This is a genomic window from Chryseobacterium sp. HNCC26DJ240 (assembly GCF_057180485.1).
Genome location: NZ_JBXUGK010000006.1, coordinates 194,363 through 218,601, shown reverse-complemented (window position 1 = coordinate 218,601; position 24,239 = coordinate 194,363). Strand labels below are relative to the sequence as shown.

22 protein-coding genes are annotated in these 24,239 nt (G+C 35.5%); 10 read left to right on the top strand and 12 right to left on the bottom strand.

What is annotated here, in order from left to right; genetic code table 11:
* Positions 1–21 precede the first annotated feature (21 nt).
* The 10 genes from trpA to AC2A1G_RS13450 form a co-directional block, all read right to left on the bottom strand.
* On the bottom strand, positions 22–795 hold the full coding sequence (gene trpA, locus AC2A1G_RS13495; RefSeq protein WP_484047435.1) for a tryptophan synthase subunit alpha: 774 nt from the start codon (positions 793–795) through the stop codon (positions 22–24).
* Positions 796–997: 202 nt separating this feature from the next.
* Positions 998–2,212 carry a tryptophan synthase subunit beta gene (trpB, locus tag AC2A1G_RS13490; RefSeq protein ID WP_484047434.1) on the bottom strand — a complete coding sequence of 405 codons (1,215 nt, stop codon included), beginning with the start codon at positions 2,210–2,212 and terminating at the stop codon, positions 998–1,000.
* Entirely contained in the window at positions 2,205–2,678 is a 474-nt protein-coding gene (locus tag AC2A1G_RS13485) for an OsmC family protein (RefSeq protein ID WP_484047433.1), read from the bottom strand. The genes trpB and AC2A1G_RS13485 overlap by 8 nt, the downstream gene beginning before the upstream one ends.
* Positions 2,675–3,388 carry a phosphoribosylanthranilate isomerase gene (locus AC2A1G_RS13480; RefSeq protein WP_484047432.1) on the bottom strand — a complete coding sequence of 238 codons (714 nt, stop codon included), beginning with the start codon at positions 3,386–3,388 and terminating at the stop codon, positions 2,675–2,677. The genes AC2A1G_RS13485 and AC2A1G_RS13480 overlap by 4 nt, the downstream gene beginning before the upstream one ends.
* Before the next feature lie 13 nt (positions 3,389–3,401).
* Positions 3,402–4,181, bottom strand: coding sequence for an indole-3-glycerol phosphate synthase TrpC (trpC, locus tag AC2A1G_RS13475; RefSeq protein ID WP_484047431.1), 780 nt, complete (start codon positions 4,179–4,181; stop codon positions 3,402–3,404).
* Positions 4,182–4,190: 9 nt separating this feature from the next.
* Complete coding sequence (locus AC2A1G_RS13470) at positions 4,191–4,574, bottom strand: hypothetical protein (RefSeq protein ID WP_484047430.1); 384 nt, start codon at positions 4,572–4,574, stop codon at positions 4,191–4,193.
* Between the two features lies 1 nt (position 4,575).
* Positions 4,576–5,565 carry an anthranilate phosphoribosyltransferase gene (gene trpD / locus AC2A1G_RS13465; RefSeq protein ID WP_484047429.1) on the bottom strand — a complete coding sequence of 330 codons (990 nt, stop codon included), beginning with the start codon at positions 5,563–5,565 and terminating at the stop codon, positions 4,576–4,578.
* A 12-nt stretch (positions 5,566–5,577) separates the two neighbouring features.
* Positions 5,578–6,129, bottom strand: coding sequence for a hypothetical protein (locus AC2A1G_RS13460; protein WP_484047428.1), 552 nt, complete (start codon positions 6,127–6,129; stop codon positions 5,578–5,580).
* 4 nt (positions 6,130–6,133) lie between these two features.
* A complete protein-coding gene (locus AC2A1G_RS13455; protein WP_484047427.1) occupies positions 6,134–6,730 on the bottom strand; it encodes an anthranilate synthase component II in 597 nt (198 codons plus the stop codon).
* A 196-nt stretch (positions 6,731–6,926) separates the two neighbouring features.
* The gene (locus tag AC2A1G_RS13450; protein WP_484047426.1) at positions 6,927–8,345 is read right to left on the bottom strand and encodes an anthranilate synthase component I family protein; all 1,419 of its coding nucleotides are present in this window, start codon (positions 8,343–8,345) and stop codon (positions 6,927–6,929) included.
* Positions 8,346–8,726: 381 nt separating this feature from the next.
* Between AC2A1G_RS13450 and AC2A1G_RS13445 the strand changes: the two genes are divergently transcribed.
* The 6 genes from AC2A1G_RS13445 to AC2A1G_RS13420 all read left to right on the top strand — a co-directional run bounded on the left by AC2A1G_RS13445 (position 8,727) and on the right by AC2A1G_RS13420 (position 14,653).
* Positions 8,727–8,942, top strand: a complete 216-nt coding sequence (locus tag AC2A1G_RS13445; protein WP_056078861.1) for a hypothetical protein — start codon at positions 8,727–8,729, stop codon at positions 8,940–8,942.
* Positions 8,942–9,310, top strand: coding sequence for a c-type cytochrome (locus tag AC2A1G_RS13440; RefSeq protein ID WP_484047425.1), 369 nt, complete (start codon positions 8,942–8,944; stop codon positions 9,308–9,310). Before AC2A1G_RS13445 ends, AC2A1G_RS13440 begins: the two co-directional genes overlap by 1 nt.
* A 3-nt stretch (positions 9,311–9,313) precedes the next feature.
* Positions 9,314–10,237, top strand: a complete 924-nt coding sequence (gene rlmF / locus AC2A1G_RS13435; protein ID WP_484047424.1) for a 23S rRNA (adenine(1618)-N(6))-methyltransferase RlmF — start codon at positions 9,314–9,316, stop codon at positions 10,235–10,237.
* A 226-nt stretch (positions 10,238–10,463) separates the two neighbouring features.
* Complete coding sequence (gene lysS, locus AC2A1G_RS13430) at positions 10,464–12,164, top strand: lysine--tRNA ligase (RefSeq protein ID WP_484047423.1); 1,701 nt, start codon at positions 10,464–10,466, stop codon at positions 12,162–12,164.
* Positions 12,165–12,269: 105 nt separating this feature from the next.
* Positions 12,270–13,712: a T9SS type A sorting domain-containing protein gene (locus AC2A1G_RS13425; protein ID WP_484047422.1), complete on the top strand. Its 1,443-nt coding sequence runs from the start codon at positions 12,270–12,272 to the stop codon at positions 13,710–13,712.
* A gap of 173 nt (positions 13,713–13,885) precedes the next feature.
* Positions 13,886–14,653 carry an OmpA family protein gene (locus AC2A1G_RS13420; protein WP_484047421.1) on the top strand — a complete coding sequence of 256 codons (768 nt, stop codon included), beginning with the start codon at positions 13,886–13,888 and terminating at the stop codon, positions 14,651–14,653.
* Between the two features lie 226 nt (positions 14,654–14,879).
* Here the strand turns inward: AC2A1G_RS13420 and AC2A1G_RS13415 are convergent, their stop codons facing one another.
* The gene (locus tag AC2A1G_RS13415) at positions 14,880–15,884 is read right to left on the bottom strand and encodes a cytochrome d ubiquinol oxidase subunit II (protein ID WP_484047420.1); all 1,005 of its coding nucleotides are present in this window, start codon (positions 15,882–15,884) and stop codon (positions 14,880–14,882) included.
* Positions 15,881–17,224 (bottom strand): cytochrome ubiquinol oxidase subunit I, encoded by a 1,344-nt coding sequence (locus tag AC2A1G_RS13410; RefSeq protein ID WP_484047419.1) that lies wholly within the window; start codon positions 17,222–17,224, stop codon positions 15,881–15,883. The genes AC2A1G_RS13415 and AC2A1G_RS13410 overlap by 4 nt, the downstream gene beginning before the upstream one ends.
* 231 nt (positions 17,225–17,455) lie before the next feature.
* Between AC2A1G_RS13410 and gyrB the strand changes: the two genes are divergently transcribed.
* The 4 genes from gyrB to AC2A1G_RS13390 all read left to right on the top strand — a co-directional run bounded on the left by gyrB (position 17,456) and on the right by AC2A1G_RS13390 (position 24,236).
* Positions 17,456–19,390, top strand: a complete 1,935-nt coding sequence (gene gyrB / locus AC2A1G_RS13405) for a DNA topoisomerase (ATP-hydrolyzing) subunit B (protein WP_484047418.1) — start codon at positions 17,456–17,458, stop codon at positions 19,388–19,390.
* Between the two features lie 136 nt (positions 19,391–19,526).
* On the top strand, positions 19,527–21,419 hold the full coding sequence (locus tag AC2A1G_RS13400) for a DUF3857 domain-containing protein (protein WP_484047417.1): 1,893 nt from the start codon (positions 19,527–19,529) through the stop codon (positions 21,417–21,419).
* 3 nt (positions 21,420–21,422) lie between these two features.
* On the top strand, positions 21,423–23,357 hold the full coding sequence (locus tag AC2A1G_RS13395; RefSeq protein ID WP_484047416.1) for a transglutaminase: 1,935 nt from the start codon (positions 21,423–21,425) through the stop codon (positions 23,355–23,357).
* Positions 23,358–23,417: 60 nt separating this feature from the next.
* Positions 23,418–24,236 carry an RsiV family protein gene (locus AC2A1G_RS13390; RefSeq protein ID WP_484047415.1) on the top strand — a complete coding sequence of 273 codons (819 nt, stop codon included), beginning with the start codon at positions 23,418–23,420 and terminating at the stop codon, positions 24,234–24,236.
* Positions 24,237–24,239 lie beyond the last annotated feature (3 nt).

The window sequence follows — 24,239 nt, the reverse complement described above, 5'->3', positions numbered from 1 at the left end:
ATGATACAAATTTACTAATTTTTAAGCTTTAATAGAATGGATGAAATCTATGGCTTTTGTCTTCCAATCTCTATTTTGTAAAAGGATGTTGACGAAGGCTGTCCCGATGATTCCACCATCTGCTTTTTCGGTGACATTTTCAAAATCTTTTTTGGATTTAATTCCAAAACCGATCATCACCGGATTTTTTAACGGGAGTGATTCAATCCGAGAAAGATAATCTTCATTTTTAAGAACAGTATTTTCATTGCCCGTTGTGGAGGACGAACTTACAGCGTACAAAAATCCTGAACTTAAGGAATCCAGATACAAAATTCTTTCTTCTGAAGTTTCGGGCGTAATTAGAAATGTAAAATTCAAATTATATTTTTCTAAAATCTTCTGATAATTTCTTTCAAATTCTATCGGTGGCAAATCCGGAATAATCAATCCTGAAACTCCGCTTTCAGCACATTCTCTGCAAAAGTTTTCAAATCCAAAACTTAAGACTGGATTGATGTAACCCATTAAAATAATTGGAATTCTGATTTCTTCTTTAATAGATTTTAATTGAGAGAAAAGTTTTTCGATGGTCATTCCGTTTTTCAAAGCCAGTTCGTGAGCCTGAGAAATAACCGGTCCATCTGCAACGGGATCAGAATATGGCATCCCGATTTCCATCATATCTGCTCCGGAATCCTGGATAAGTCTGATGATTTCTGTGGTGTCTTCGAGCTTGGGAATTCCGGCTGTGAAGTAAATGTTTAGTTTGGGTTGGGTGTTGGATGATGGGTGTTGGGTGATATGTTGGTTCATTTTTGACTTTTTTGTTTTTTGAGAATATTTTATTCTTACGTGTTGGATAGGATTTTATCCTATCTTTTGTTAAATCGTCCCTTTGGGACTTGCATGACGAAAAATAATTTGATTTAAAACAACCATTTAGATAGGATTTTAGCCTATCCTTTATTAAAACGTCCCTTTGGGACTTTTGATGGAAATTTGTTTTACAGAGAAATCAAACATCCATCTTCCTACTTCCATCTTCCAGCACCCTCAGATACGTTTCCATATCCTTGTCGCCACGCCCGCTCAAGCAAATCACAACAATGTCGTCTTCATTAAATTTCTTTTTATTTAAAACTGCCAAAGCATGTGCACTTTCCAAAGCTGGAATAATTCCCTCCAGTTTAGTCAGTTCGAATGCAGATTGCGAAGCTTCATCATCATTAATGCTGAAAAATTCTGCACGTTTTTCTTGAAACAAGTTTGCGTGAAACGGCCCGATTCCAGGATAATCCAAACCTGCGGAAATAGAGTGGGGCTCGATGACCTGACCGTCGTTGGTTTGCATGACCAGACTTTTACTTCCATGCAAAACGCCTAATGTTCCCAGAAAAGTAGTCGCAGCAGATTTTCCTGATTCAACTCCAAAACCACCAGCTTCTGCGGCAATGATTTTTACATTTTCTTCATCTACAAAATGATAGAAAGTCCCGGCAGCATTGCTTCCGCCACCAACACACGCAATTACGTAATCCGGATTTTCCTGCCCGATTTGTTCGTGAAGTTGTTCTTTAATTTCTTTAGAAATTACTGACTGAAATCGCGCGACCAAATCAGGAAACGGATGTGGGCCAACCACACTTCCAATCACGTAATGGGTTGTCGTTGCGTTATTAATCCAATCTCTTAAAGCTTCATTCACAGCGTCTTTCAAAGTTTTTGAACCTGACGTTGCGGGAATTACGGTGGCTCCCGACATTTTCATTCTTCCAACATTCGGAGCCTGTCTCGCGATGTCGATTTCGCCCATGTAAACGATGCATTCCAGATTTAGCAAAGCGCAGGCGGTGGCCGTGGCAACACCGTGTTGTCCGGCTCCTGTTTCTGCGATGATTCTTTTTTTGCCTAAACGTTTTGCCAGTAAAACCTGTCCCAAGGCATTGTTGATTTTATGCGCTCCGGTGTGATTGAGGTCTTCTCTCTTTAAATAAACTTTGGTGTTGTATTTTTCACTTAAATTTTTCGCAAAATAGAGTGGAGTAGCCCGTCCGACATAATTTTTCAGTAAATCCTGATATTCAGTTTGAAATTCTTCAGATTCTATAATTTCAAGATAGTTTTTCTGAAGTTCTTCTACATTCGGATACAGCATTTCGGGAATGAAAGCTCCCCCGAATTCTCCGTAATAACCGTTTTCGTCTGGGTTTTTATAATTTAGTTTAATCATTTTTAAAGGTGATTTTGGGTTGATGTTTTACTTCAAAGTTTAATGAATTGGCAATAAAACAATATTCGTTGGCTTTTTGATGAAGTTCGATTGCTTTTTCAATCATGCTTTCTTCTGCAACTAAGATTTTAGGTTTAAGGATTATTTCAATAAATTTCCCGCTTCCATTTTCACTTTCTATCATCGTTCCTTCTGCGAAATCTGTATATTTTAAGACCAAAATTTTGTCGACCGAACAAAAATGCAGATACCATAACAAATGATAGGATGAAACAGAAGCCAATAATAAATCTTCAGGATTGTGAAGTTCAGGATTTCCTAAAAATGCAGGATCTGAAGAACCGTTGATTTCGGCTTTTCCATCAACCGATATGGTATAACTTCTTTCATAAAAACGATAGTTTTTTGTTGATTCGCCGGTATTTCCCGTCCATTCTATTTTTGATTTGTAATTGTGATTTTTCATTGATTGATTTTTGTGATAAGGCTCATAAATTCTTTAATTTTTTCTAAATCTTTAATTCCTGGTTCGGTTTCAAATTTTGAATTGATGTCGAGAGCAAATGGTTGTTGACTTAAATTTTTAGTCTGATCAACATTTTCCAAAGAAATTCCGCCGCTCACGAAATAGGGAAGTGGAATTTTGATTTCGTTTAAAATATTCCAGTCGAAGGTTTTTCCCGTTCCTCCGAAGGCTTTTGAATCGGTGTCGAATAAGAGATTTGAAATTTGAGGTTTAGCTTCGCTCAGTTCGGCTTTGCCTCGTGTGAGGTTTGAGATTTTTTTTAGCTCGTTTTCTACTTCCGATTTAAAACTACCAACCCGGATTACTTTTATAATTTTTACATTTTCATTTAAACTCTGCCTCAACTTAATAATATATTCTTCATTTTCATCGCCGTGGAGCTGGATGAAATTTAAATTTGCTTCGTCCGAGATTTGAACAATTTTTTCAATTTTTTCATTTACAAAAACACCGACTTTTCCCTGATGTTCTATTGTTGAAATTTCATCTAAAATCAAATGGTTTAATACAAATCTTGGTGATTTTTCGTAGAAAATAAAGCCAAGAAAATCAATTTTTAATCCCAACAATTCACGAATTTGGTTGAGTTGAGTCAATCCGCAGACTTTAACTTGCGGTTGGCGATTGGCTTCTTGCTTTTGGCTTTCCATTACTGGTAAATTGTTAGATTTTTACATTAGAAATAAATTCTCCGAATTTATTTTCCGGATTTTCATTTTTCATAAAGTATTCGCCCATTAGAAATCCGTCAAAGCCTTTCTCTCTGAGGAATTTAAAGTCTTCTTCACTGTAAATTCCACTTTCGGCGATGGATAAAGTGTTTTCAGGAAGCATATTTTTCAGATGAACGGAATGCTGTAGATCGACCTTAAAATCTTTTAAATTTCTGTTGTTGATGCCCACAAAATCCACATTTTTATTAATATGCTGAAGTTCGTCTTCAGTGTGAATTTCCAATAAAACTTCTAAATCTACATTGTGCGCCAATTCAGTAAATTCTGAAACCTGATAGGGCGAAAGACATGCCGCAATGAGCAAAATAACATCAGCACCGATTGATTTCGCTTCATAAAACTGATATTCATCAATCATAAAATCTTTTCGCAGAATCGGAATGTTAATGTGATTTCTGACATCTAAAATATCGTTAAAGCTTCCTCCAAAAAAGTCTTTATCCGTTAAAACTGAAACAGCACTCGCTCCGAATTTTTCGTACGCTGAAACTACCTGCAGCGGAGAAACTTTGTCATTGATGATTCCTTTTGAGGGAGACTGTCTTTTAAATTCAGCGATAATTCCGGATTTTGACTGTAACGTTTCTTTTAACGATAAAAGTTTTCTGTTGAAAAATTCTGAATCTTTCAATTGCTGAAGTGAAACCTCAGATTTCGACTCCGATATCTCTTGTTTTTTTCTTGCTATGATTTTATCTAAAATGTTCATATTCGGATTTTAATCGTTTATTGGTAAGTTTAGTTCAACAGTTTCGTCACTGTAATAAATCTTTATTTTGTTTTCGAGAAATTCATTCTTTTTAAAATGAACCGTTGAAAATGCTTTGTACGGAAGTTTTTTAATTGCAAAAGTGCTAGTATTGATTAAAAAACTATTTCCTTCCGCAGGAATAAAAATGAATTTTGAATCTGCTGATTCAAATTGGAAATCACCCAAATTAAAGTTTAATCTATTCCAACCATTTTCAAAATATTTACTTGAATAATCTTTACTATCAATATATAATTCTGCAATATGTAATGAACGTCCATTGTTGGGCTCATCGTAACCAACAATTTTTAATTCTATCTTGCCGTTCTTTGATTGATAAAGCGTTTTCATTTTAGCGTACAATTAATTGATTTAAACTATTCAAGGCTTTACCGCCAAGCAAACTTTCTTTCGCCAAATTCTGGCAATCCTCATAATTACCAAATTTATTAGTGTGATATAAAGCAACAGCAGCATTTGCCAAAACCACTGCATTTTGAGATTCTGTGCCTTTTCCGTCTAAAATATTTCTGAAAATTTCTGATGTCTCTTCAGGATTTTTCCCTGCTTGAATATTTTCAGGATTAATGGTTTCAAAACCTAAATCTGCTGCCGAATAAATCTCTTCACCATCTTTCGTGATGATTTTGCTGTCGCCAGTAAGACTGATTTCGTCGTAACCGTCCAGTCCATGCACCAAAATAAAGTCGCGGCTGTCTTTTTGGAGCAGATACTGATAAATTCTGGCAATCTCAAGATTGTAAACGCCGATCACTGAAAACTGTGGTTTTGCGGGATTAACCAACGGACCGAGCAGGTTGAAAAACGTGCGCAGACCCAGAGATTTTCTCAGAGCACCCACCGACTGCAGTGCCGGATGAAAATAGGGAGCGTGGAGAAAGCAGATGTTTGCTTTTTCCAGATCTTGGTTGAGTTCTTCAGAAGTTTTTTTGAACTGATAACCCAACGCCTCCAAAACATTCGATGAACCGGTGATGGCTGAAGCGCCGTAATTGCCGTGCTTGGTCACTTTTTGTCCGGCTCCGGCAACGACGAAACTTGCCAAAGTAGAAATGTTGATGGTATTTTTTCCGTCGCCACCGGTTCCCACGATGTCGACTGTGTTTTCTGCTTCGATGTTCACTTCAACAGCCATGCCGAGCAAGGCCTGTCTGAAGCCTTCGAGTTCTTCCAAAGTGATATTTCGCATCAGAAAAATACTGATGAAGGCGGTGACTTCGGTTGCGTTGAATTTATTTTGAGCAATTTCAATCATAATCGCTTTTGCTTCCGATTTTGATAAGGTGTGATGATTGAAAAGGTATTCTAATATTTCTTTCATTTTTGATAACAATTATTTTTTTGATTCTATAGCTAAATACAATCTTTTAAACGGGTTGAAATCTTCGTACTTTTCATAATCTTCAATATTATTTGTATATGCCTCAAGTTCTACTAATAAAGCTAACTTTTGCAATGTTTCTAAATTTACCAAACTTAAATCCAATTCCAACCAAGCATCAAAAATTTCAATTAAATCGCAGTTTTGGATAGGTCTATTAATTAATAAATAATTATAAAAATCGATTCGTTTTTGTACTAGTACTTTTTCTGGATATTGAGGATAAGATATAAGTAAACTTTGAGCAAATAATTCGATTTGAAATCCACTCCAGTTTAATATGTCTTTTTTTAATTTGTCCCAAATACCATTTCCATAGAATTTTATTATAGAAATTATATCTGAAGAACCATGTCCTTCATTCCACCAATCGCTATCTGTATTTTCATATTTTAATATATAAGAATAGATATCCAATACTCCTTCATCATTACTTTTCGTTGAGGAATTTTTGAGATAAATATCTTTCATTAAAAGAAATTTATTAAATTCTTCTGATGTCATATAATTAATTTTTAAGAAAATTGCTGATAATCTGCTCTCCATCAGGCGTCAGAATACTTTCAGGGTGAAACTGTACGCCGTGAACATCATAATTTCTGTGTTGCAAAGCCATGATCATTCCGTCGTTGTCTGTTGCGGTGATTTCCAGTTCGGCAGGAAAATTTTCAGGATTGACTGCCCAGCTGTGGTATCTTCCAACCTCAATTTCCGTGGGTAAATCTTTGAATAGTTTTACATTTTCCCTGATGGTTTTTGAAGACGTCGCCACACCGTGAAAAATTTCGGTGAGGTTAATCAGATTTCCGCCAAATGCTTCGGCAATTGCCTGCTGACCAAGGCAAACCCCGAGAATACTTTTTGTTGGCGCATATATTTTAATCAGATCTAATAAAATTCCTGCTTCTTCGGGAATTCCGGGACCTGGAGAAAGGATGATCTTATCGTATTTTTCGATTTCTTCCAATGAAATTTCATCGTTTCGGTAAACGTCTACTTTTTGATTTGAAATTCTTTCAATCATTTGAACAAGGTTGTAGGTAAAGCTGTCGTAGTTATCGAAAACGAGGATTTTGGTTGATGATTTATTTATTTCAGTTTCCATTTATCTGATGTTTTGTTTTTAATAAAATATTGAAATTATAAGAACTTTGCGACCCGACTTGATGATCATTTTTTATTCTTTAATTGAATCATCGAACCACTTCGTTGGGTTTGAGCGGAAATCCTTTTTTTTGCGTTGGCAAAAGCTCGGCAAAAAAGATTGGGAGCGGAAGGCGGAAATTGTCGCCCTAAAAATATTAAACTAACTTTTCTGCTTTTTCCACCGCTCTTTTCAAAGCATTCAGTTTATTATTGACTTCTTCCAATTCATTTTGAGGAACTGATTTCGCCACCAAACCTGCTCCTGCCTGATAAAAAAGTGTATTGTTTTTACTTAAAAAAGTTCTGATTATAATCGCCTGATTGCAATCGCCGTTTAAGCCGACCATCCCGATGCAGCCGCCGTAATATCCACGGGAATCTTTTTCGTATTCGTTGATCAGTTGAAGGGCTTTATATTTCGGTGCTCCGCTCAAAGTTCCCTGCGGAAATGTGGCAGAAACGATGTCGAATGGATTGGTGTTTTCTTCCAGTTGTGCCGTCACTTCGCTGACCATATGAATCACGTGTGAGAAAAGCTGAATTTCCTTCAGTTTGGTAACCGTTACGTTTTTGCCCATTTTGCCTAAATCATTTCTTGCCAAATCAACCAACATCGTGTGTTCGGCGTTTTCTTTCGGATCTTTTTTTAAGGCTTCCGCAGACTGCAAATCAGTTTCAAAATCTCCACTTCTTTTGAAAGTTCCGGCAATTGGATGAATGATAGCCTTGTTGTTTTTAATAATCAATTGACTTTCAGGGCTTGAGCCGAATAATTTATAATTTCCATAATCAAAGAAAAATAGGTAGGGAGAAGGATTGATATTTCTCAAAGCACGATAAACATTAAATTCATCACCTTCAAACTTCTGTTCAAACCGTCGGCTCAAAACCAGCTGAAACACGTCGCCTCTTTTGCAGTGTTTCTGCGCTTTTTCCACCAATTCCAGATATTCTTCATCGGTAAGATTTGAGGTCTCAAAACCATCTTTTTCAAAAGGATAAACGAGTGCATTTTTATTTTTAATTAAATCCTTCAGCAATCTCATTTCAGATTTTAGACCGTCAATTTGGTTTTCAATAAAGTGCATTTCATCATTAAAATGATTGATGGCAATTACGTACTGATAAAGCCTGTAACGCAAAACCGGAATTTCAACTTCTTCGCTTTGAGGTTTAAACTGAATATTTTCAAAAAGCGGAACAGCTTCAAAACTGGTGTATCCAAAGAGACTCTGTGCAGTTTCTTCAATCGGATTATTGGTTTTTTCGCATACGAAAGCTTTGGAAAAACTGTTGAGTAAATCTGTTACTTTTATGTTTTCCAGAGGCTTTTTCTCGGGACTTTCATTGGGGAACTTGACTTCAAACTCGTGAAGGTTCTTAATTTCAATTCCCGCAATGGCATTGACGGCGATGAAGGAAAAATTGTTGTCGATATTTTTCGCATCTGAGCTTTCCAAAAGAATGGTATCGCGGAATTTATCCCGTATCTGAAGATAAATATTCATCGGAGTCTGCAGGTCTCCGAGGGATTTTGACGAGGTGGTTTTTATATTGATTTTGTTGGTAAACATTTTAATTTTTTTTAAATAATTGACATAAAAAAAGACTTCAACGCAATCGTCAAAGTCTCTGTATGTTTTTCTATAATATTCCTGCTGTAAAAATTAACAACACGACAATAGCATCAGACCCGACGAAGAGTTTGATTGCCACCACCAATTTTTGTTAACTGAATTAATCATGGGACAAATGTAGAACTTTTTTTAATATGAGAAATAAAAAATTTTAAAAATGAAAATTTATTTTTCCTTTGAATCAGTTTAAATATGACTTAAAAAACCTTTAAATCTCGAATTTCAATTATTATTTTTATATTTTTGTGAGCGAAAATTAAAAGAGATGAATTCAACAAGTGATTTCATTTTAAATATAGAAAAATTAAATATATTCATATGAAAAAAGTATTGGCAATCGCATTTATCGGAGGTTTAGTAATGGCAAGCTGCTCAAAAAAGACAGACCATTCTTTACAGGACAGCAACACAATGTTGGAAGAACCTGAAGTAAAAACAGCACCTGCTGATTCTACAGCTAAGACCGAAACTGCTCCTGCCGCAGCAATTCCTGCACCGTCACCATCTACAGATTCTACAGGAACTAACAAATAATGAAAAAACTGTTTTTGGCTGGAATGGCGGGCTTGCTTGTCATTTCATGTTCTAAAAAAGAGACTTCCGAACCGCAGTCTACAGAATCAAAAGATGTAGCAACTTCGGTTGTAAGCAATTCTTCGGGGCAAACCATGATTGAAACGTCTGACTGTCTGTCCTGTCACAGCATCGACGAAAGAATGATTGGCCCTTCGTACAAAGAAATTGCCGAAAAATATTCTGAAAAAGACATCGAACTGCTGGCCTCAAAAATTATTGAAGGCGGAAGCGGTGTGTGGGGAAGTGTTCCGATGCAGCCTCATCCGCAGTTTTCGAAAGAAGATGCAAAAAAAATGGTGGAATATATTCTGAAACAGAAAAAATAATTCATGACCACCGAAAAATCAGGACTGCACACAAGAAATCTTCACAGAAATTCTTACAATTTCGACGAACTGATTTCCTGTGTGCCGGAACTGAAACATTATGTTTTTACCAATGCGTACGGAAATTTAACGATCAATTTCAGCATTCCCAAAGCTGTAAAATTGCTCAATAAAGCTTTGCTGCAGCATTTTTATCAGGTGAAAAACTGGGATATTCCCGACGAAAATCTTTGTCCGCCCATTCCGGGACGTGCCGATTACATTCATTACATCGCCGATTTACTGGCAGGAAATTCAAAAGAAATTCCGAAACGTTCGTCAGTCAAGGGTCTCGACATTGGAACCGGAGCCAATCTGGTTTATCCGTTGATTGCCCATCAAACCTATGGTTGGGAAATGTTAGGAACAGATATCGATCAGAAATCTTTAGACAATGCCCAAAAAATTTTGGATGAAAATCCTGATTTTTCCGAAAACATTCAGTTGAAATTACAGCCTGATTATCAGTTTATCTTTAAAAATATTCTTAATTCTCAGGATAAATTCACGTTTTCCATGTGCAATCCGCCCTTCCATGATTCTAAGGAATCTGCGATCAGGGGAAATTTAAGAAAAACAAAAAATCTTCATAAATCCAGGGTTCAAAAACCCAATCTCAATTTCGGCGGACAGCAGGCTGAATTGTGGTGTGAAGGTGGCGAAATCGCTTTTATCTCAAAAATGATTGAGGAGAGTGTTTTGTTTTCTTCACAAATTCTGTGGTTTACGTGTCTGGTTTCAAAAAAGGAAAATTTAGTTAAATTAAAGTCACTTTTAAAGAAAGTAGATGCTCTCGAAGTGAAAACGATTGACATGTCGCAAGGTCAGAAGGTGAGCAGAATTTTGGCGTGGACTTTTATTCCTAAAAACAGAAGGAATAGTTTTTAAATTTATTTGGGTAGCTTTTCCACCTGTAGTTTATCCTGAGCTTGTCGAAGGATTCCCGCTTTTTTGCTCGTCGTTCCTCTTCACAAAAAGAGCTCCACTCAAGTCGGGCTGCGTTTTCGTAATCCATAAAAGTTTATCCAAAACACGCTAAATGGTTTCATTAAAAATTAACTTCCATACAACCTTAAAATTCCTTATTTTTGCAATTCGAAAAAATTGAATTATAATGCAATTATCAGAACAGGAAATCATTAGAAGAGAAAAGCTGACTAAGCTTGTTGAAATGGGAATCAACGCATTCCCTGCAGAAGAATACACGGTTACAGATACTACAGAATCTATAAAACAGAATTTTTCTGAGAGTAAACAGGTGAAGATTGCGGGCAGACTTATGTCGCGCCGTATTCAGGGGAAGGCTTCTTTTGCTGAATTGCAGGATTCTACAGGGAAAATTCAGGTGTATTTCAACCGTGACGAAATCTGTACAGGAGAAGACAAAACTTTATACAACGACGTTTACAAACACCTTTTAGACATCGGTGATATCATCGGGATCGAAGGAGATTTATTCACGACTCAGGTGGGCGAAAAAACGGTTTTGGTAAAAAACTTTACGCTTTTAACTAAAGCTTTAAGACCGCTTCCTCAAGCGAAAACCGACGAAAATGGAGTGGTGCACGATGCATTCAATGATGCAGAATTAAGATACAGACAGCGTTATGTAGATTTAACGGTAAATCCTCATGTGAAAGAAATTTTCGTGAAAAGAACAAAACTGTTCAATGCGATGAGAACTTTTTTCAATGATGCTGGATATTTTGAAGTGGAAACTCCAATTTTACAGTCGATTCCGGGTGGAGCTGCAGCAAGACCTTTTATGACGCACCACAATGCTTTGGATATCCCATTATATTTAAGAATTGCCAATGAATTGTATCTGAAAAGGCTTATCGTTGGTGGATTTGACGGGGTATATGAATTCTCAAAAAACTTCAGAAATGAAGGGATGGACAGAACCCACAACCCTGAATTTACAGCAATGGAAATCTATGTAGCCTACAAGGACTACAACTGGATGATGGATTTCACTGAAAAATTACTGGAATTCTGTGCAACCTCTGTAAACGGAGCTTCGGAATCAACTTTTGGAGAACACACAATCAGCTGGAAAGCGCCTTATCCAAGAGTTTCTATGACGGAAGCAATTATAAAATACACAGGTTTTGATATCACGGGGAAATCTGAACAGGAATTGTTCGATTTTGCTAAATCTATCGGAATTGAAGTGAACGAAACAATGGGTAAAGGAAAATTAATCGACGAGATTTTTGGCGAAAAATGTGAAGGAAACTTCATCCAGCCAACGTTCATCACTGATTACCCGATTGAAATGTCGCCTTTAACTAAAAAACACAGAAGCAAAGAAGGTTTGACGGAACGTTTTGAACTGATGGTTTGCGGAAAAGAAATCGCCAACGCTTATTCGGAGTTAAACGACCCGATTGATCAGAGAGAACGTTTCGAAGAGCAATTGAAATTAGCTGAAAAAGGGGACGATGAGGCTACAGGATTTATCGATGAAGACTTCCTTAGAGCTTTGGAATACGGTATGCCGCCAACGTCAGGTTTAGGCATCGGTATGGACAGATTGATTATGTTCCTTACGAATAACCCATCCATTCAGGAAGTGTTGTTTTTCCCGCAAATGAGACCTGAAAAAACGGTTCCTCAAATCGAATTAGGAGATGATGAGAAAGTAATTCTCCAAATTTTAAATTCTCAGGAAGAGGCATTTTCTTTGGCTGAAGTAAAAGAAAGAAGTCAGTTATCAGGAAAAAAATGGGATAAAGCTTCTAAAACATTGACTAAAGGAGGTTTGGTGAAGGTAGAGAAAATTGATGAAAATGTTTGGATGAAGTTGGTTTAAAACCATTCAAAATATAATAATTAAGAGCAGATTTTTTTTAATCTGCTCTTTTCATGTTCATGTGAAAAAAAATGTTATTTTTGGAAATAATAAAACACTTGTACAATGAAAAAAATAGTTACAGCAATTCTTGCCTGCAATATGGCATATTCTTATGCGCAAATTACGTTGGCTAAAGATCTGAGTTTTGGAAATAATGGTGTAGTAGAAATTGGTTCCACTACCCATTCTATGTCGCAAATTTCGCTTTATAATACGCCGACTTTTCAAGGAGACAAATTGTTTTTAAACCAACCAATTTACAACGGTTCGAACAGTTTTGTCGGAAGAAAATTTTTCAGACTGAACCAAAACGGAACTTTAGATTCTACTTTCGGAAATAACGGAGAAGTAAGTGTAATGACAACAAATGTTGAGTCGGATGGTTTTTATTCAGATTTAAGTAAATTTTATTTAGAATCCGGTGAAAAGTATTTTTCTAATGGACAATTAGATACTGGATTTGGAAATATCAATACCAACCCATCAACGTCTTTTCATCACTACAAAATTATTTTGCCCAACGGAAAAATACTGTCACGAGATCATCAGAATCTTACCAAATATCTATCGACAGGTTTTCCAGACTCGACTTTCGGAAATAATGGAGTTCAAACATTAAGCCCGTTATTAGAAAATACAAATACAAGTTTTGGAGATCTCATTTACGACGACAATGATTTTCTGTATGAGGTGGTAAATTCTATGGGTGGGCAACGGTACATTAGAAAAATAAATTATACTACCGGAAATTTGGATGCATCTTATGGTCAAAACGGATATTCTCAATATTTAAACACTTTTAATTCTTCTTTGGCTCATTGGGGAAGCTCATCCTCTCCGCAAAATGCTGCGTCGTTTATACATAATTATAAAGATGGGAATGTAGGACAACTGACAAAAACAAATTCCGCTGGTAATGTTGATAACAGTTTCGGGATTGGTGGAAAAATCGATTATGCAGATTCGTATATTTTTAATGGAGATAATTACGGAAGCGCAGAAAATCGACCACTTTTGTATGAGAATTATATTTTTTTAGTTTCAAATTCGTACAATACAAATGGAATTCCTGCTCCCACAAAAATAGCGTTAAGAGGTTATGATTACTTAGGTAATCAAATCACGATTAATGGAAATGTTCATCATGTACTGCAAGAAATGCTTATAACAGATACTTCGCAGATATTGATTAAAGATGATTATTTATACATTTTCCATGACAACAAAATCACAAGATATATTTTTGTAAAATCTACATTGTCAGCAAATGAAGTTTTTTCTGGCAGTATTTCTCTACATTTTAACAATCCATTTAAAGATGAATTAAATTTAAATATAAATGAAAAACTAAAGTCTGTCGAAATCTTCGATGAAAGCGGAAGAATGCTTTTGAAAAGTAGTAGTGAGAAAAATGTAAATACATCAGGTTTACCAAAAGGAATTTATTTTATTAAAATAACCACGGAAACGAATCAAATAATTTCTAAAAAAGGAATTAAATTATAGAAAAATCAAGTACCGATGTTTGAATAGTAGTTCTTCAGCTTTTAATCAAGAGCTATATTTTTACATTTTTAAACAATAAAACACTATTTTTCCGTTTTTAATGAAATCATTTTGAGATGAAATACTTTGTACTGCTTTTTACGCTTTTCTTTTGTTTCAAAATGAAGGCACAAATGCTTACATCAATTTATTTTAAAAATAATTCTTTTGAATTAAATTCAGAATCAAAAAAGAAATTAGACAGCCTTTCTAAGCTGAAATCAAATCTCAATTTCAGAATTTTCGGGAATGCCAATCCTTTGGGGACGGAAGATTTAAACAAAAAATTATCTGAACAGCGGGCGAAAACAGTTACAGGATATTTACAAAAAAGAATCGGGGAAAATATTCATTTGGAAAGTTCGTTGGGATTGGGGATTTCAAAACAAATCAATAATAACAGTACAGAGTTTTTACAAGCTAAAAACCGCAGGGTTGATATTTTTATTGAAAGGACTTTAGCTGTTGGTGAAAAGATTTCCCGAAGCACTTATCCTAGTTTTTTTGACGCAAAAATTTCCTCCATGAAAATCGATGATATTTTTTCACTGCCTGATGTGAATTTTGTTGGAGGCCGTCATATATGGCTCTCAAAAGGTACTCCGAAATTATATCTTCTTTATGAAATTTTAAAGAAAAATCCGACGTTGGAAGTTGAACTTCAAGGTCACATTTGCTGTGATTATGAGAATTTTGACGGCGAAGATGTAGATTTAAAAACATTCAATCTTTCTTTCACAAGAGCAGATGCCATCAGAAATTTTTTAATTAAAATGGGAATTGAACCTCACAGAATCAAAGCAGAAGGTTTGGGACATCTCAATCCGGTAGTCTATCCCGAAGTAACCGAAGAAGACCGCAGTAAAAACCGACGTGTGGAATTGGTTTTAATTAAAAAGTAGTTGTAGGAATTTTAACGCAATGTCCGCAAAGATTTTTCCATCTTATTTATGTGGATATTTTCTGTTTGCAAAGGCTTTTGACTACGTTGAATCTTCGATTTAATTCAGCTAAGACTTCTGCAGCCATTTGCTGAACGCAGTTCCTTTGCGAACAGAAACTTACAAACAATTTGAATGAAAATCTTTGCGTTAAAAGTAGATTTAGTTAGATTCTTTATTGCGAATTTTATTTTCTCTGCTTACTAAACGAAACCATCAGATAAAATAAAAATGGCAGAATAAATATCGAGCCTAAAATTAAGGCCCAACCTAAAGCAGAAATTGTTTTTGCTGCAGCTGAATATTCTAAAAGTGATAAATGTTGGCCATTTCCAAATAGAATTATATTTGGATTGTGTTGATAGGTCGCAGCAACCAAAATCATGATAATCTGAAAACCTGCCAAAGCTCTTACAGGAAGTAGCTTTCTTTTATTCATCGCTCTTAAAATGAGTAATAAAGCGATTGTCGCAAATGAAACTGCCATAATCCCCAAAGGTTTAGAAAAAACCCACATCAATAAAGGAATACCAGAGAAATATGCCGTTACAAAAACCAAAATTCCGCTGATAACTACAAAAACCATCGTCTGATGCGATTTTTTGATCATTAAGCCCAATTCCAGACGGTCGGTGGTTTCTCTCAAAGCAAAAATTGAGGCTAAATATCCACAAAGGGAAACGGTAAACAATCCTACAGCAACGCCAAACCAATTGAGCCAACTGAAAATATACAGATCCAGAAAATTTTTCGCATCCGGATTAATAGAGCGTGACACGGTAGAAGCGGCAATTAAACCTAAGAAAAAAGGCGTCAGTAAGCTTGCAAAATAGAAAATTTGAGTATAAACCTTTTGCCAGTCGTCGTTTACAGCATCGTAATGTCTGAAAGTGAATGCTGTACCTCTGGCGATAATTCCCACCAACATTAAAACCAATGGGATGTGAAGATATACTGACATCGTGGTGTAAATCTCAGGAAATCCTACAAATAGAATTACAATTGCGATAATCAGCCACATGTGATTGGCTTCCCAAACGGGCGCAATCGATTCATACATAATTTCTTTGGTTCTGCCTCTTGCCTTTTTTTTGGTGAAAAGTTCGACAATTCCAGCACCGAAATCTGCTCCACCCAAAATCACATAAGCACAGATGGAAAGCCATAAAAAACCGATAACAACGTAAATCATGATTTTTTGTTTTTAGGGTTAAACTCCGCATCTGTAGGATCGTATAATCTCGGGACCATTTGTATCTGTCGTTTTAAAAGAAAGATGATAATTAATGATAACGATACAAAAATTGCCGTAAAAAAATAAAATGAATACTGAATTCCCGGCATTGGAGTGACCGCATCAGCGGTTTTCATAATTCCATAGATAATCCAGGGTTGTCTGCCGACTTCGGTGACCGTCCAGCCTGCTTCCAAAGCAATATATCCGAAAGGTGTTGCAATTAAAAATGTTTTTAAAAGCCAGTTTTTATTCAGCCATTCTTTTTTGAAAAAGAAAGCAAAAAGATATAAACTTCCGATGCCAATCATGACAACACCAAAGAAAATCATAATCTGAAAAGAGTAGTGCACCACGGCGACGGGAGGCCATTCATCTTTTGGAAAGTCTTTCAGACCTTTTACTTCAGAATTAAAATCATTGCTTACGAGAAAACTTAAAACTTTGGGTATTTTTAAAGCGTATTGAATTTCTTCTTTTTCTTCATCAGGAATTCCACCAACAACGAATGAAGCGCCTTTTTCTGTTTCAAAATGAGCTTCCATTGCAGCTAATTTTATAGGTTGTCGTTTTGCAACAGACTTTGCGGCAACATCACCACTTAAAGGAGCTCCAAAAGCACCAATTAAAGCAAAGCCAGCAGCAATTCTAAACGCTTTTGTGTGGAATTCTACATTTTTCTTTCTCAAAATTAAAAGAGCGTGAACTCCTGCAACGGCAAATCCAGTCGCACAAAATGCTGCGACGGTCATGTGCAAAGCCTGTGGAAACCAAGCTTCGTTAAACATGGCTTTTATTGGATCTATATTTAAATATTGTCCGTCAACATAATCAAATCCGGCAGGTGAATTCATCCATGCATTTGCTGCAACAACTAAAATTCCCGAAGCTAAACCACTTAAACCAACCAAAAATCCGCAAAACCAGTGAAACCATTTATTGAATCTGTCCCATCCGTATAGAAAAAATCCAATGGCAATAGCTTCAATAAAAAATGCTGTTCCTTCCAAAGAAAAAGGCATTCCGAAAATAGGTCCGGCGTGTTTCATGAATGCCGGCCAGAGAAGTCCGAGCTCGAAAGAAAGCATGGTTCCGGAAACTGCACCGGTTGCAAAAAGTATCGCAACACCTTTGCTCCACGCTTTTGTGAGACCTTTGTAGATTTCGTTTTTCGTTTTAAGATATTTCCAGTGTGCAAATGCCATCAGAAAAGGCATGACCATACCAACGCAGGAAAAGATGATATGAAAACCAAGCGACATCGCCATTTGAGCGCGCGCAGCGAGAAAGTCGTCCATATTCTTTGAATTTTTCAGGATAAAGTTAGGGATTATAATTTTGCTTTTGAATATGATTTAAAACATTGCAATCAATTCAAATCTGGTTTGTAACTTTAATGTTTTTTAGTTTAGAAAATCTTCTGAATTTTAGGATTTATTCTGATATTTTAAGAGGGGAAATACTTTCATACCTCAAAAAAAATCACGATATTTGTGGGTCTTTGCAATAAGCAAATTATTTCAATTTATATGAGTCAAAAACAATATAACGCAGGAAGTATCCAGGCCTTAGAAGGAATGGAACACGTGAGATTAAGACCCTCTATGTACATTGGTGACGTAGGAGTGAGAGGTCTTCATCATTTGGTTTATGAGGTAGTAGACAACTCTATTGACGAGGCTTTGGCAGGTCACTGCGACACAATATTAGTAACAATACACGAAGGAGAGAGCATCTCTGTAAAAGATAACGGTAGAGGAATTCCTGTAGATTTTCACGAAAAGGAACAAAAATCAGCTCTTGAGGTTGTAATGACCAAAATTGGAGCGGGTGGAAAGTTTGATAAAGATTCTTACAAAGTTTCTGGTGGTCTTCACGGGGTTGGGGTTTCTTGTGTGAATGCACTTTCTACTTTGCTGGTAGCGACAGTAAGCCGTGACGGTAAAGTATATCAGCAAAAATATTCTGAAGGAAAAGCATTGGCAGATGTTGCCGAAATTGGTACTACAGACGAAAGAGGAACTGAAGTTTTCTTTCAGCCAGATGGGAAAATCTTCCAGGAACTGGTGTACAACTATGATACACTTGCTGCAAGATTAAGAGAATTATCTTTCTTAAATAAAGGAATTACGATCACACTTGTTGACGAAAGAGAAAAAAACGAAGATGGGTCTTACGCTTTTGAAGTTTTCCATTCTGAAGGCGGTTTGAAAGAATTTGTAGAATTCATCGACGGAAACCGTGAGTCTATCATGGAGAATGTAATCTTCATGGAGGGCGAAAGAGAAAATATTCCTATTGAAGTGGCGATGCGTTACAATACGTCATTCAGCGAGAATCTTCACTCTTATGTTAACAATATCAATACGCATGAAGGAGGAACTCACCTTGCAGGTTTCAGACGTGCTTTGACGAGAACTTTGAAGAAATATGCTGATGATTTAGGTATTCCTGCCAAAGAAAAAGTAGAAATTACAGGAGATGACTTCCGTGAAGGTTTAACGGCGGTAGTTTCTGTGAAAGTGATGGAGCCACAGTTTGAAGGACAAACCAAAACCAAATTAGGTAACTCTGAAGTTTCAGGAGCTGTAGATAAGATTGTAGGCGAAATGCTGACCAACTTCTTAGAAGAAAATCCTAACGAGGCTAAACTGATCGTACAGAAAGTTGTTTTGGCTGCAAAAGCAAGACAGGCTGCAAAAAAAGCCCGTGAAATGGTTCAGAGAAAATCTCCGATGGGAGGTTCTGGTCTTCCGGGGAAATTGTCTGACTGTTCATCAAAAAATCCGGCAGAATCTGAATTGTTCTTAGTCGAGGGAGACTCTGCGGGTGGAACTGCAAAACAGGGACGTGACAGATTTTTCCAGGCTATTCTTCCTTTGAGAGGTAAAATTTTGAATGTTGAGAAATCAATGCTTCACAAAGTTTACGATAACGAAGAAATTAAGAATATCTACACTGCACTTGGTGTTTCTGTTGGTACTGAAGAAGACAGCAAAGCTTTGAATATGGCTAAGTTGAGGTATCACAAAGTAGTAATCATGACCGATGCTGATATCGATGGTTCTCACATTTCAACTTTGATTCTGACGTTTTTCTTCAGATTTATGAAAGAAATGATCGAAAACGGATACATTTATATCGCTCAGCCACCTTTGTATTTACTTAAGAAAGGAAATAAAAAGGTTTACGCTTACAACGAAAAAGAGCGCGAAGAATTTACTTTAGAAATGGCTCCGGACGGAAAAGGCGTTGAAGTTCAGCGTTATAAAGGTCTTGGGGAAATGAACCCTGAACAACTTTGGGAAACCACTCTAAACCCTGAACACAGAATTCTGAAGCAGGTAACGATTGATAATGCTGTAGAAGCTGATTCAGTATTCTCAATGTTGATGGGTGATGAGGTTCCGCCAAGAAGAGAATTTATCGAGAAAAATGCGAAGTATGCGAAGATTGATGCATAAGTAAACGCAGAAAATGATACAGCAAGGAAGACTTTTTTAAGTCTTCCTTTTTTATTTCTCAAAATATTGATTTTTATTAAATTTTTATTTAACATTTAATTAAGATTTTTATATTTTTGGCGAAAACTATACTACGATGAAAATCTTTATTGTCGGAGCTCTCTTTACGGCTTCATTTTATTTTTCCCAAAGTTATCCCGTTTCTTCAATCTCTCCAGAAATTAAAAAAAACGCCAGTGCCGTCATACGTAGTGAAAGCACTCAAGTTCAAATTAATAAGATTGACGAGATTGTTTATAAAAATTATTCTGCGATAAGCGTTCTCAACAAAGAGGCGATGGGCTTTGCCGTTCCAAAGATTTTTTACCAAAAAGGTGATGTCATCAGCAATGTAAAAGTAATTGTGTACGATGAAAATGGAAAGAAAATAAAATCATTTTCAAAAAGTGATTTTCTGGATATGGCTGCCAACAGTCAGGGATCGTTTTATTCGGACAGCAGAGCTTTGATTTTGTCTTATACTCCGTCTGTATTTCCTTATACCGTTGAGTTTTCTTACGAACAGAAAGACGAAAGCACGGTTTTTATTCCGGATTTTACGCCGTTTAGTAATTTTAATATTTCTCTGGAGAAAAGTACGTTTTCGATTGTAAACAACTCAGGGATTAATTTAAGGTCAAAAGTATATCCGTCGCCTTTCGGTTATGCATCTGTAAATGCTGATGATAAAGGGAATACAAAGACTTATACTTATCAGAATATTTCGGCATTAGAGGAGGAAGTTTTGGTTCCGAATCCTCAGAAAATTTTACCTAAAGTGAGTTTTTCTCTTGATGAATTCAATCTTGTAGGGAAAAAAGGGAAAATTACCACGTGGAAAGATTTCGGATTGTGGTATCATAATAGTCTATTAACGCCAGTTTCGGCATCAACTCCACAGATTAAAGCAGAAATTGCAGCTTTAAATCTTACAGGAACGAAAGAAGAAAAAATAAAAAAAATCTACCAGTACATGCAGAGTAAAACAAGATATATTTTTGTTTCTCTCGGAATTGGCGGATGGCAGCCGATGTTGCCGGATGAAGTTCAGAAAAAGGGTTACGGAGACTGTAAAGGTCTTACCAATTACATGAAAATACTTTTGGACGAGGCGGGAATTGAATCATATTATGCAATCATTAACTCTAATTCTTCGGCTATAAGTTTTGATAAAGATTTTCCGAAAATGGGCGGAAATCACGTGATATTGGTAATTCCTACCGAAAAAGGAAACATCTGGCTTGAAAATACCTCACAGGAAATTGCTTTTAATCATTTGAGTTTCAGTACCACAGACCGAAATGTTTTGGCGGTAAAACCTTCAGGAATAGAAATTATTGAAACTCCCAATTATACAGCACAGCAAAACCGTGAAAAGCAGTTGATAGATATCGTTTTGAATGCAGATAAAACTATCTCAGGAAAAGCAAAACTGCAGTACACTGGTAATCAATACGATTTTAATCTCAGATTTACAGGCTTGTCTCAAAAAGAAAGAAATGATGCTTTGAAATCACAAATTTCGATGTTGAATTTCGAGAACCTTGAAATGAATAATTTTAAGAATGACCGTGACATTGCTTCTATCAATTATGATTTAAATTTTAAAGCTTCAAATTATTCTAAAATGGTGGGAAGCAGTTTTATTTTCAGAGCTGTACCGATTTATTCGGAAGGTTTTTATCACGAAAATGAAAACAGAAATCTGCCTTTTGAAACTCCTTTTGCTTTTGAAGACGATTATGAAATTTCTTTTGAACTTCCCGAAGGTTATTTCATTGAAGAATTACCACAAAATGGAACTTTAATCTCTGAATTTGGAACTTACAGCCTTAATTTTGAGAAAAAAGACTCTAAATTAATTGTAAGAAGACTCATCCAGATAAAAAAAGGTATTTATACCAAAGAAAAATACAATGATTATGTAAGCTTCAGAAAAAAAATTCTGAACGCTGACAATTCAAAAGTAATGATCTCAAAAAAATCATAAAGCATGAAAAAGATATTAATAACATTCTGCTGCGTTTCGGCGGCTTTTCTGTATTCCCAAAAGCATGAGTTTCTCAAGATGCCAAAGTTTACAATTGAAGATTTAAAAAAAACAAAATCTGCAATTGACGAAAAAGCTCCGGCAGAAATACTATATCGTTCTGTTCATTACAGAATTGACGATACTTCAGGAGATCTTTTAAAAAATATTGCGTACAGAATAAAAGTCTATGATAAAGACAAAGTAGATGACTGGATGAATCTTGAAATCTCACTTTATGACAATAATTCTGGCAGTAAAGAGGCTTTGAGATCTATGAAGGCTGTAGTGTATAATCTTGAAAATGATAAAATTGCGGAAACAAAAGTTGATAAGAGTTCAAAATTTAAATCAAAAGAAAATAAATACATCACGGTAAATAAATTTGCTTTCCCAAACATCAAAAATGGTTCTGTAATAGAGTATAAGTATGAAGTTTCTTCACCGTTTGTTTATGAGGTTCCGATGGCGTATATTGAGTTGGATATTCCGTCTGAATATACAGAGTATGTTTTTGATTCTCCTGTAGAAATGTCTTATCAAATAGATTTTACTGGAAGCCTTTCGCCTAAACACCGTAAAGTGGAAGAAGCACAACTCTACGGAAGGACCACCAAAACCTACCGTTTTGCTTATGAAGATTTGAAAGCCTTCAAAACTGAAAAATTTGTAAAAAACGGAGATAATTACCGAACTAAATTGCGTGCAGAATTGCATTCAACTTATTTCAATAATAACCTCAAAATGTACACCTCAACCTGGGAAGACATCAGAAAAAAGCTTTGGGATCATGAAGATTTTGGAAATCAGTATAGAAAAGACCGTGTTGTAAAAGAATTATTATCTGCCGAAATACTGAATGAAAAGGATGAAATGAAAAGAGCAAATCTGATTCATAATTTCGTTAAATCTACTTATATCTGGAATGAAAATAACGGTTATTACGCAGAAAATGGTTTGAAAGAACTTATAAAAACTAAAACAGGAAACAGCGGAGATATCAATCTTATGCTTTTGAATATGCTTCGAAGCTCGGGTTTAAAAGCTTATCCTATACTGATTTCAACAGTTAAAAACGGGAGTGTAAATATAACTTTTCCGAATGTGGGAAATTTTAATTATCTGGTTGTCTGTGCAGAGATTAACGGGAAAATGTATTTGTTTGATGCTACATCAAAGCAATCAACAGAAGGAATTTTACCATCAAGAGTATGGAATAATAGTGGTCTTCTCCTAAAAGATGATAAAGCTGAAGTCATTTCTCTCAACAATATCAAAATGTCTTATAACTATTTGACTACCAAAGCGAAAATAAATGAAAACGGAAGTGTTTCGGGAGTTTATGAAGATCGGGACGTAGGATTATTTGCAATGAATGCCAAAGAAAATTATGACGAAAACCAGGAAAAATACAAAAAGCAATATAAAGAAAACTTTTCTGTAGACTTCACAGATATTAAATCTAACGTGCTTGAAAACGGAGATTTTGAATCTAAAATGGCATTTAGTTCCGAAAATATGATTGATAACGTAGGAAAGAAAAAGATTTTCAACCCATTATTATTTCTGCACTCTTCAAAAAATGATTTTGATCAGACAGATGAGAGAAAATACATAATTGATTTTATATCGCCGGTGTCTAAAATTAAAACCGTAGAAATTGAGATTCCGGAAGGTTACGAAATTGGAGATTTGCCAAAAAGCAAGAAGATTGTTACAGAAGACAAAGAAATCAGTTACTCCTATATTGTGGAAAAAACCGATAAAAAAATAAAGGTTACTTCACAATATAAAATTGAAAGTGCTGATTATCCCAAAGAATATTACCCTGCATTCAAGCAAATCTGGAAAGTAATTTCAGATAGTGAAAGTCAGGTGATGAGTCTCATTAAAAAATAAAAATCGGAAAAACCATTCAGAAATGAATGGTTTTTGCATTTCAAACGTAAAAATAGTTTTATGAAAAATATAGTTTTGATTTTCAGTGTTGTGCTTTTTGCTTCTTTAGCATCATGTAAAAAAGATAAGAAAGTCGAGAACCAAATAAATATTGAAAGTCCTGAAAAATTTATTACTGACTCAATTTCTGTTGAAGATTCTCTGAAAATCAGCGATAAACTGAAATTGGATTACAGTGCAAATATGTTGGTTTATCCTTCAATTAAAGATAAAACTCTGCTGGACAGTATTTATTTCAGTTATAAAGGAATTTCAGATTATTCTAAAAATGGTCTTCAGCAATTTTTAAATAAAGATAAAACTGAATATTTTAACGAAACAAAAACAAAATCGACCGATTGGCTTGATGACATCAAATACAATCAAACCTGGAATACTTATTTTAAAATGAGCCAGATTTCATATAAAAATGATTTTCTTCAAATCGAATATTTATCTTCTGCTTATGAAGGGGGTGCTCATGATAATTATTGGTTTTTAAACCGGGTTTTTGATTTAAAAAATAAAAAGAAATTGATACTTTCAGATATTACAACAATTCCTAATGATAAATTGTCTCAGATTTTGAGAAAAAATATGGACAGGATGCACAGCGGAACTACCGATGCTAAAGGCGATGTGAAAAATTCGGATATGCTTTTGGTAGATGTGATTGAGCCTAATGAAAATTTTTATTTCGATGAAAAAAATCTTTATTTTCATTACAGTCCTTACGAAATTGCAGCTTTTGCCGCTGGAGACATTGTGATTCCTGTAGGTTGGCAGGAATTGACCGGAACGCTGAATGCAGATTTTCAAAAAAGATTTAATATCAAATAAATC

Coding starts and splice junctions, on each gene's coding strand:
- trpA (WP_484047435.1), bottom strand. CDS start 795: ATGAACCAACATATCACCCAACACCCATCATCCAACACCCAACCCAAA.
- trpB (WP_484047434.1), bottom strand. CDS start 2,212: ATGATTAAACTAAATTATAAAAACCCAGACGAAAACGGTTATTACGGA.
- AC2A1G_RS13485 (WP_484047433.1), bottom strand. CDS start 2,678: ATGAAAAATCACAATTACAAATCAAAAATAGAATGGACGGGAAATACC.
- AC2A1G_RS13480 (WP_484047432.1), bottom strand. CDS start 3,388: ATGGAAAGCCAAAAGCAAGAAGCCAATCGCCAACCGCAAGTTAAAGTC.
- trpC (WP_484047431.1), bottom strand. CDS start 4,181: ATGAACATTTTAGATAAAATCATAGCAAGAAAAAAACAAGAGATATCG.
- AC2A1G_RS13470 (WP_484047430.1), bottom strand. CDS start 4,574: ATGAAAACGCTTTATCAATCAAAGAACGGCAAGATAGAATTAAAAATT.
- trpD (WP_484047429.1), bottom strand. CDS start 5,565: ATGAAAGAAATATTAGAATACCTTTTCAATCATCACACCTTATCAAAA.
- AC2A1G_RS13460 (WP_484047428.1), bottom strand. CDS start 6,129: ATGACATCAGAAGAATTTAATAAATTTCTTTTAATGAAAGATATTTAT.
- AC2A1G_RS13455 (WP_484047427.1), bottom strand. CDS start 6,730: ATGGAAACTGAAATAAATAAATCATCAACCAAAATCCTCGTTTTCGAT.
- AC2A1G_RS13450 (WP_484047426.1), bottom strand. CDS start 8,345: ATGTTTACCAACAAAATCAATATAAAAACCACCTCGTCAAAATCCCTC.
- AC2A1G_RS13445 (WP_056078861.1), top strand. CDS start 8,727: ATGAAAAAAGTATTGGCAATCGCATTTATCGGAGGTTTAGTAATGGCA.
- AC2A1G_RS13440 (WP_484047425.1), top strand. CDS start 8,942: ATGAAAAAACTGTTTTTGGCTGGAATGGCGGGCTTGCTTGTCATTTCA.
- rlmF (WP_484047424.1), top strand. CDS start 9,314: ATGACCACCGAAAAATCAGGACTGCACACAAGAAATCTTCACAGAAAT.
- lysS (WP_484047423.1), top strand. CDS start 10,464: ATGCAATTATCAGAACAGGAAATCATTAGAAGAGAAAAGCTGACTAAG.
- AC2A1G_RS13425 (WP_484047422.1), top strand. CDS start 12,270: ATGAAAAAAATAGTTACAGCAATTCTTGCCTGCAATATGGCATATTCT.
- AC2A1G_RS13420 (WP_484047421.1), top strand. CDS start 13,886: ATGCTTACATCAATTTATTTTAAAAATAATTCTTTTGAATTAAATTCA.
- AC2A1G_RS13415 (WP_484047420.1), bottom strand. CDS start 15,884: ATGATTTACGTTGTTATCGGTTTTTTATGGCTTTCCATCTGTGCTTAT.
- AC2A1G_RS13410 (WP_484047419.1), bottom strand. CDS start 17,224: ATGGACGACTTTCTCGCTGCGCGCGCTCAAATGGCGATGTCGCTTGGT.
- gyrB (WP_484047418.1), top strand. CDS start 17,456: ATGAGTCAAAAACAATATAACGCAGGAAGTATCCAGGCCTTAGAAGGA.
- AC2A1G_RS13400 (WP_484047417.1), top strand. CDS start 19,527: ATGAAAATCTTTATTGTCGGAGCTCTCTTTACGGCTTCATTTTATTTT.
- AC2A1G_RS13395 (WP_484047416.1), top strand. CDS start 21,423: ATGAAAAAGATATTAATAACATTCTGCTGCGTTTCGGCGGCTTTTCTG.
- AC2A1G_RS13390 (WP_484047415.1), top strand. CDS start 23,418: ATGAAAAATATAGTTTTGATTTTCAGTGTTGTGCTTTTTGCTTCTTTA.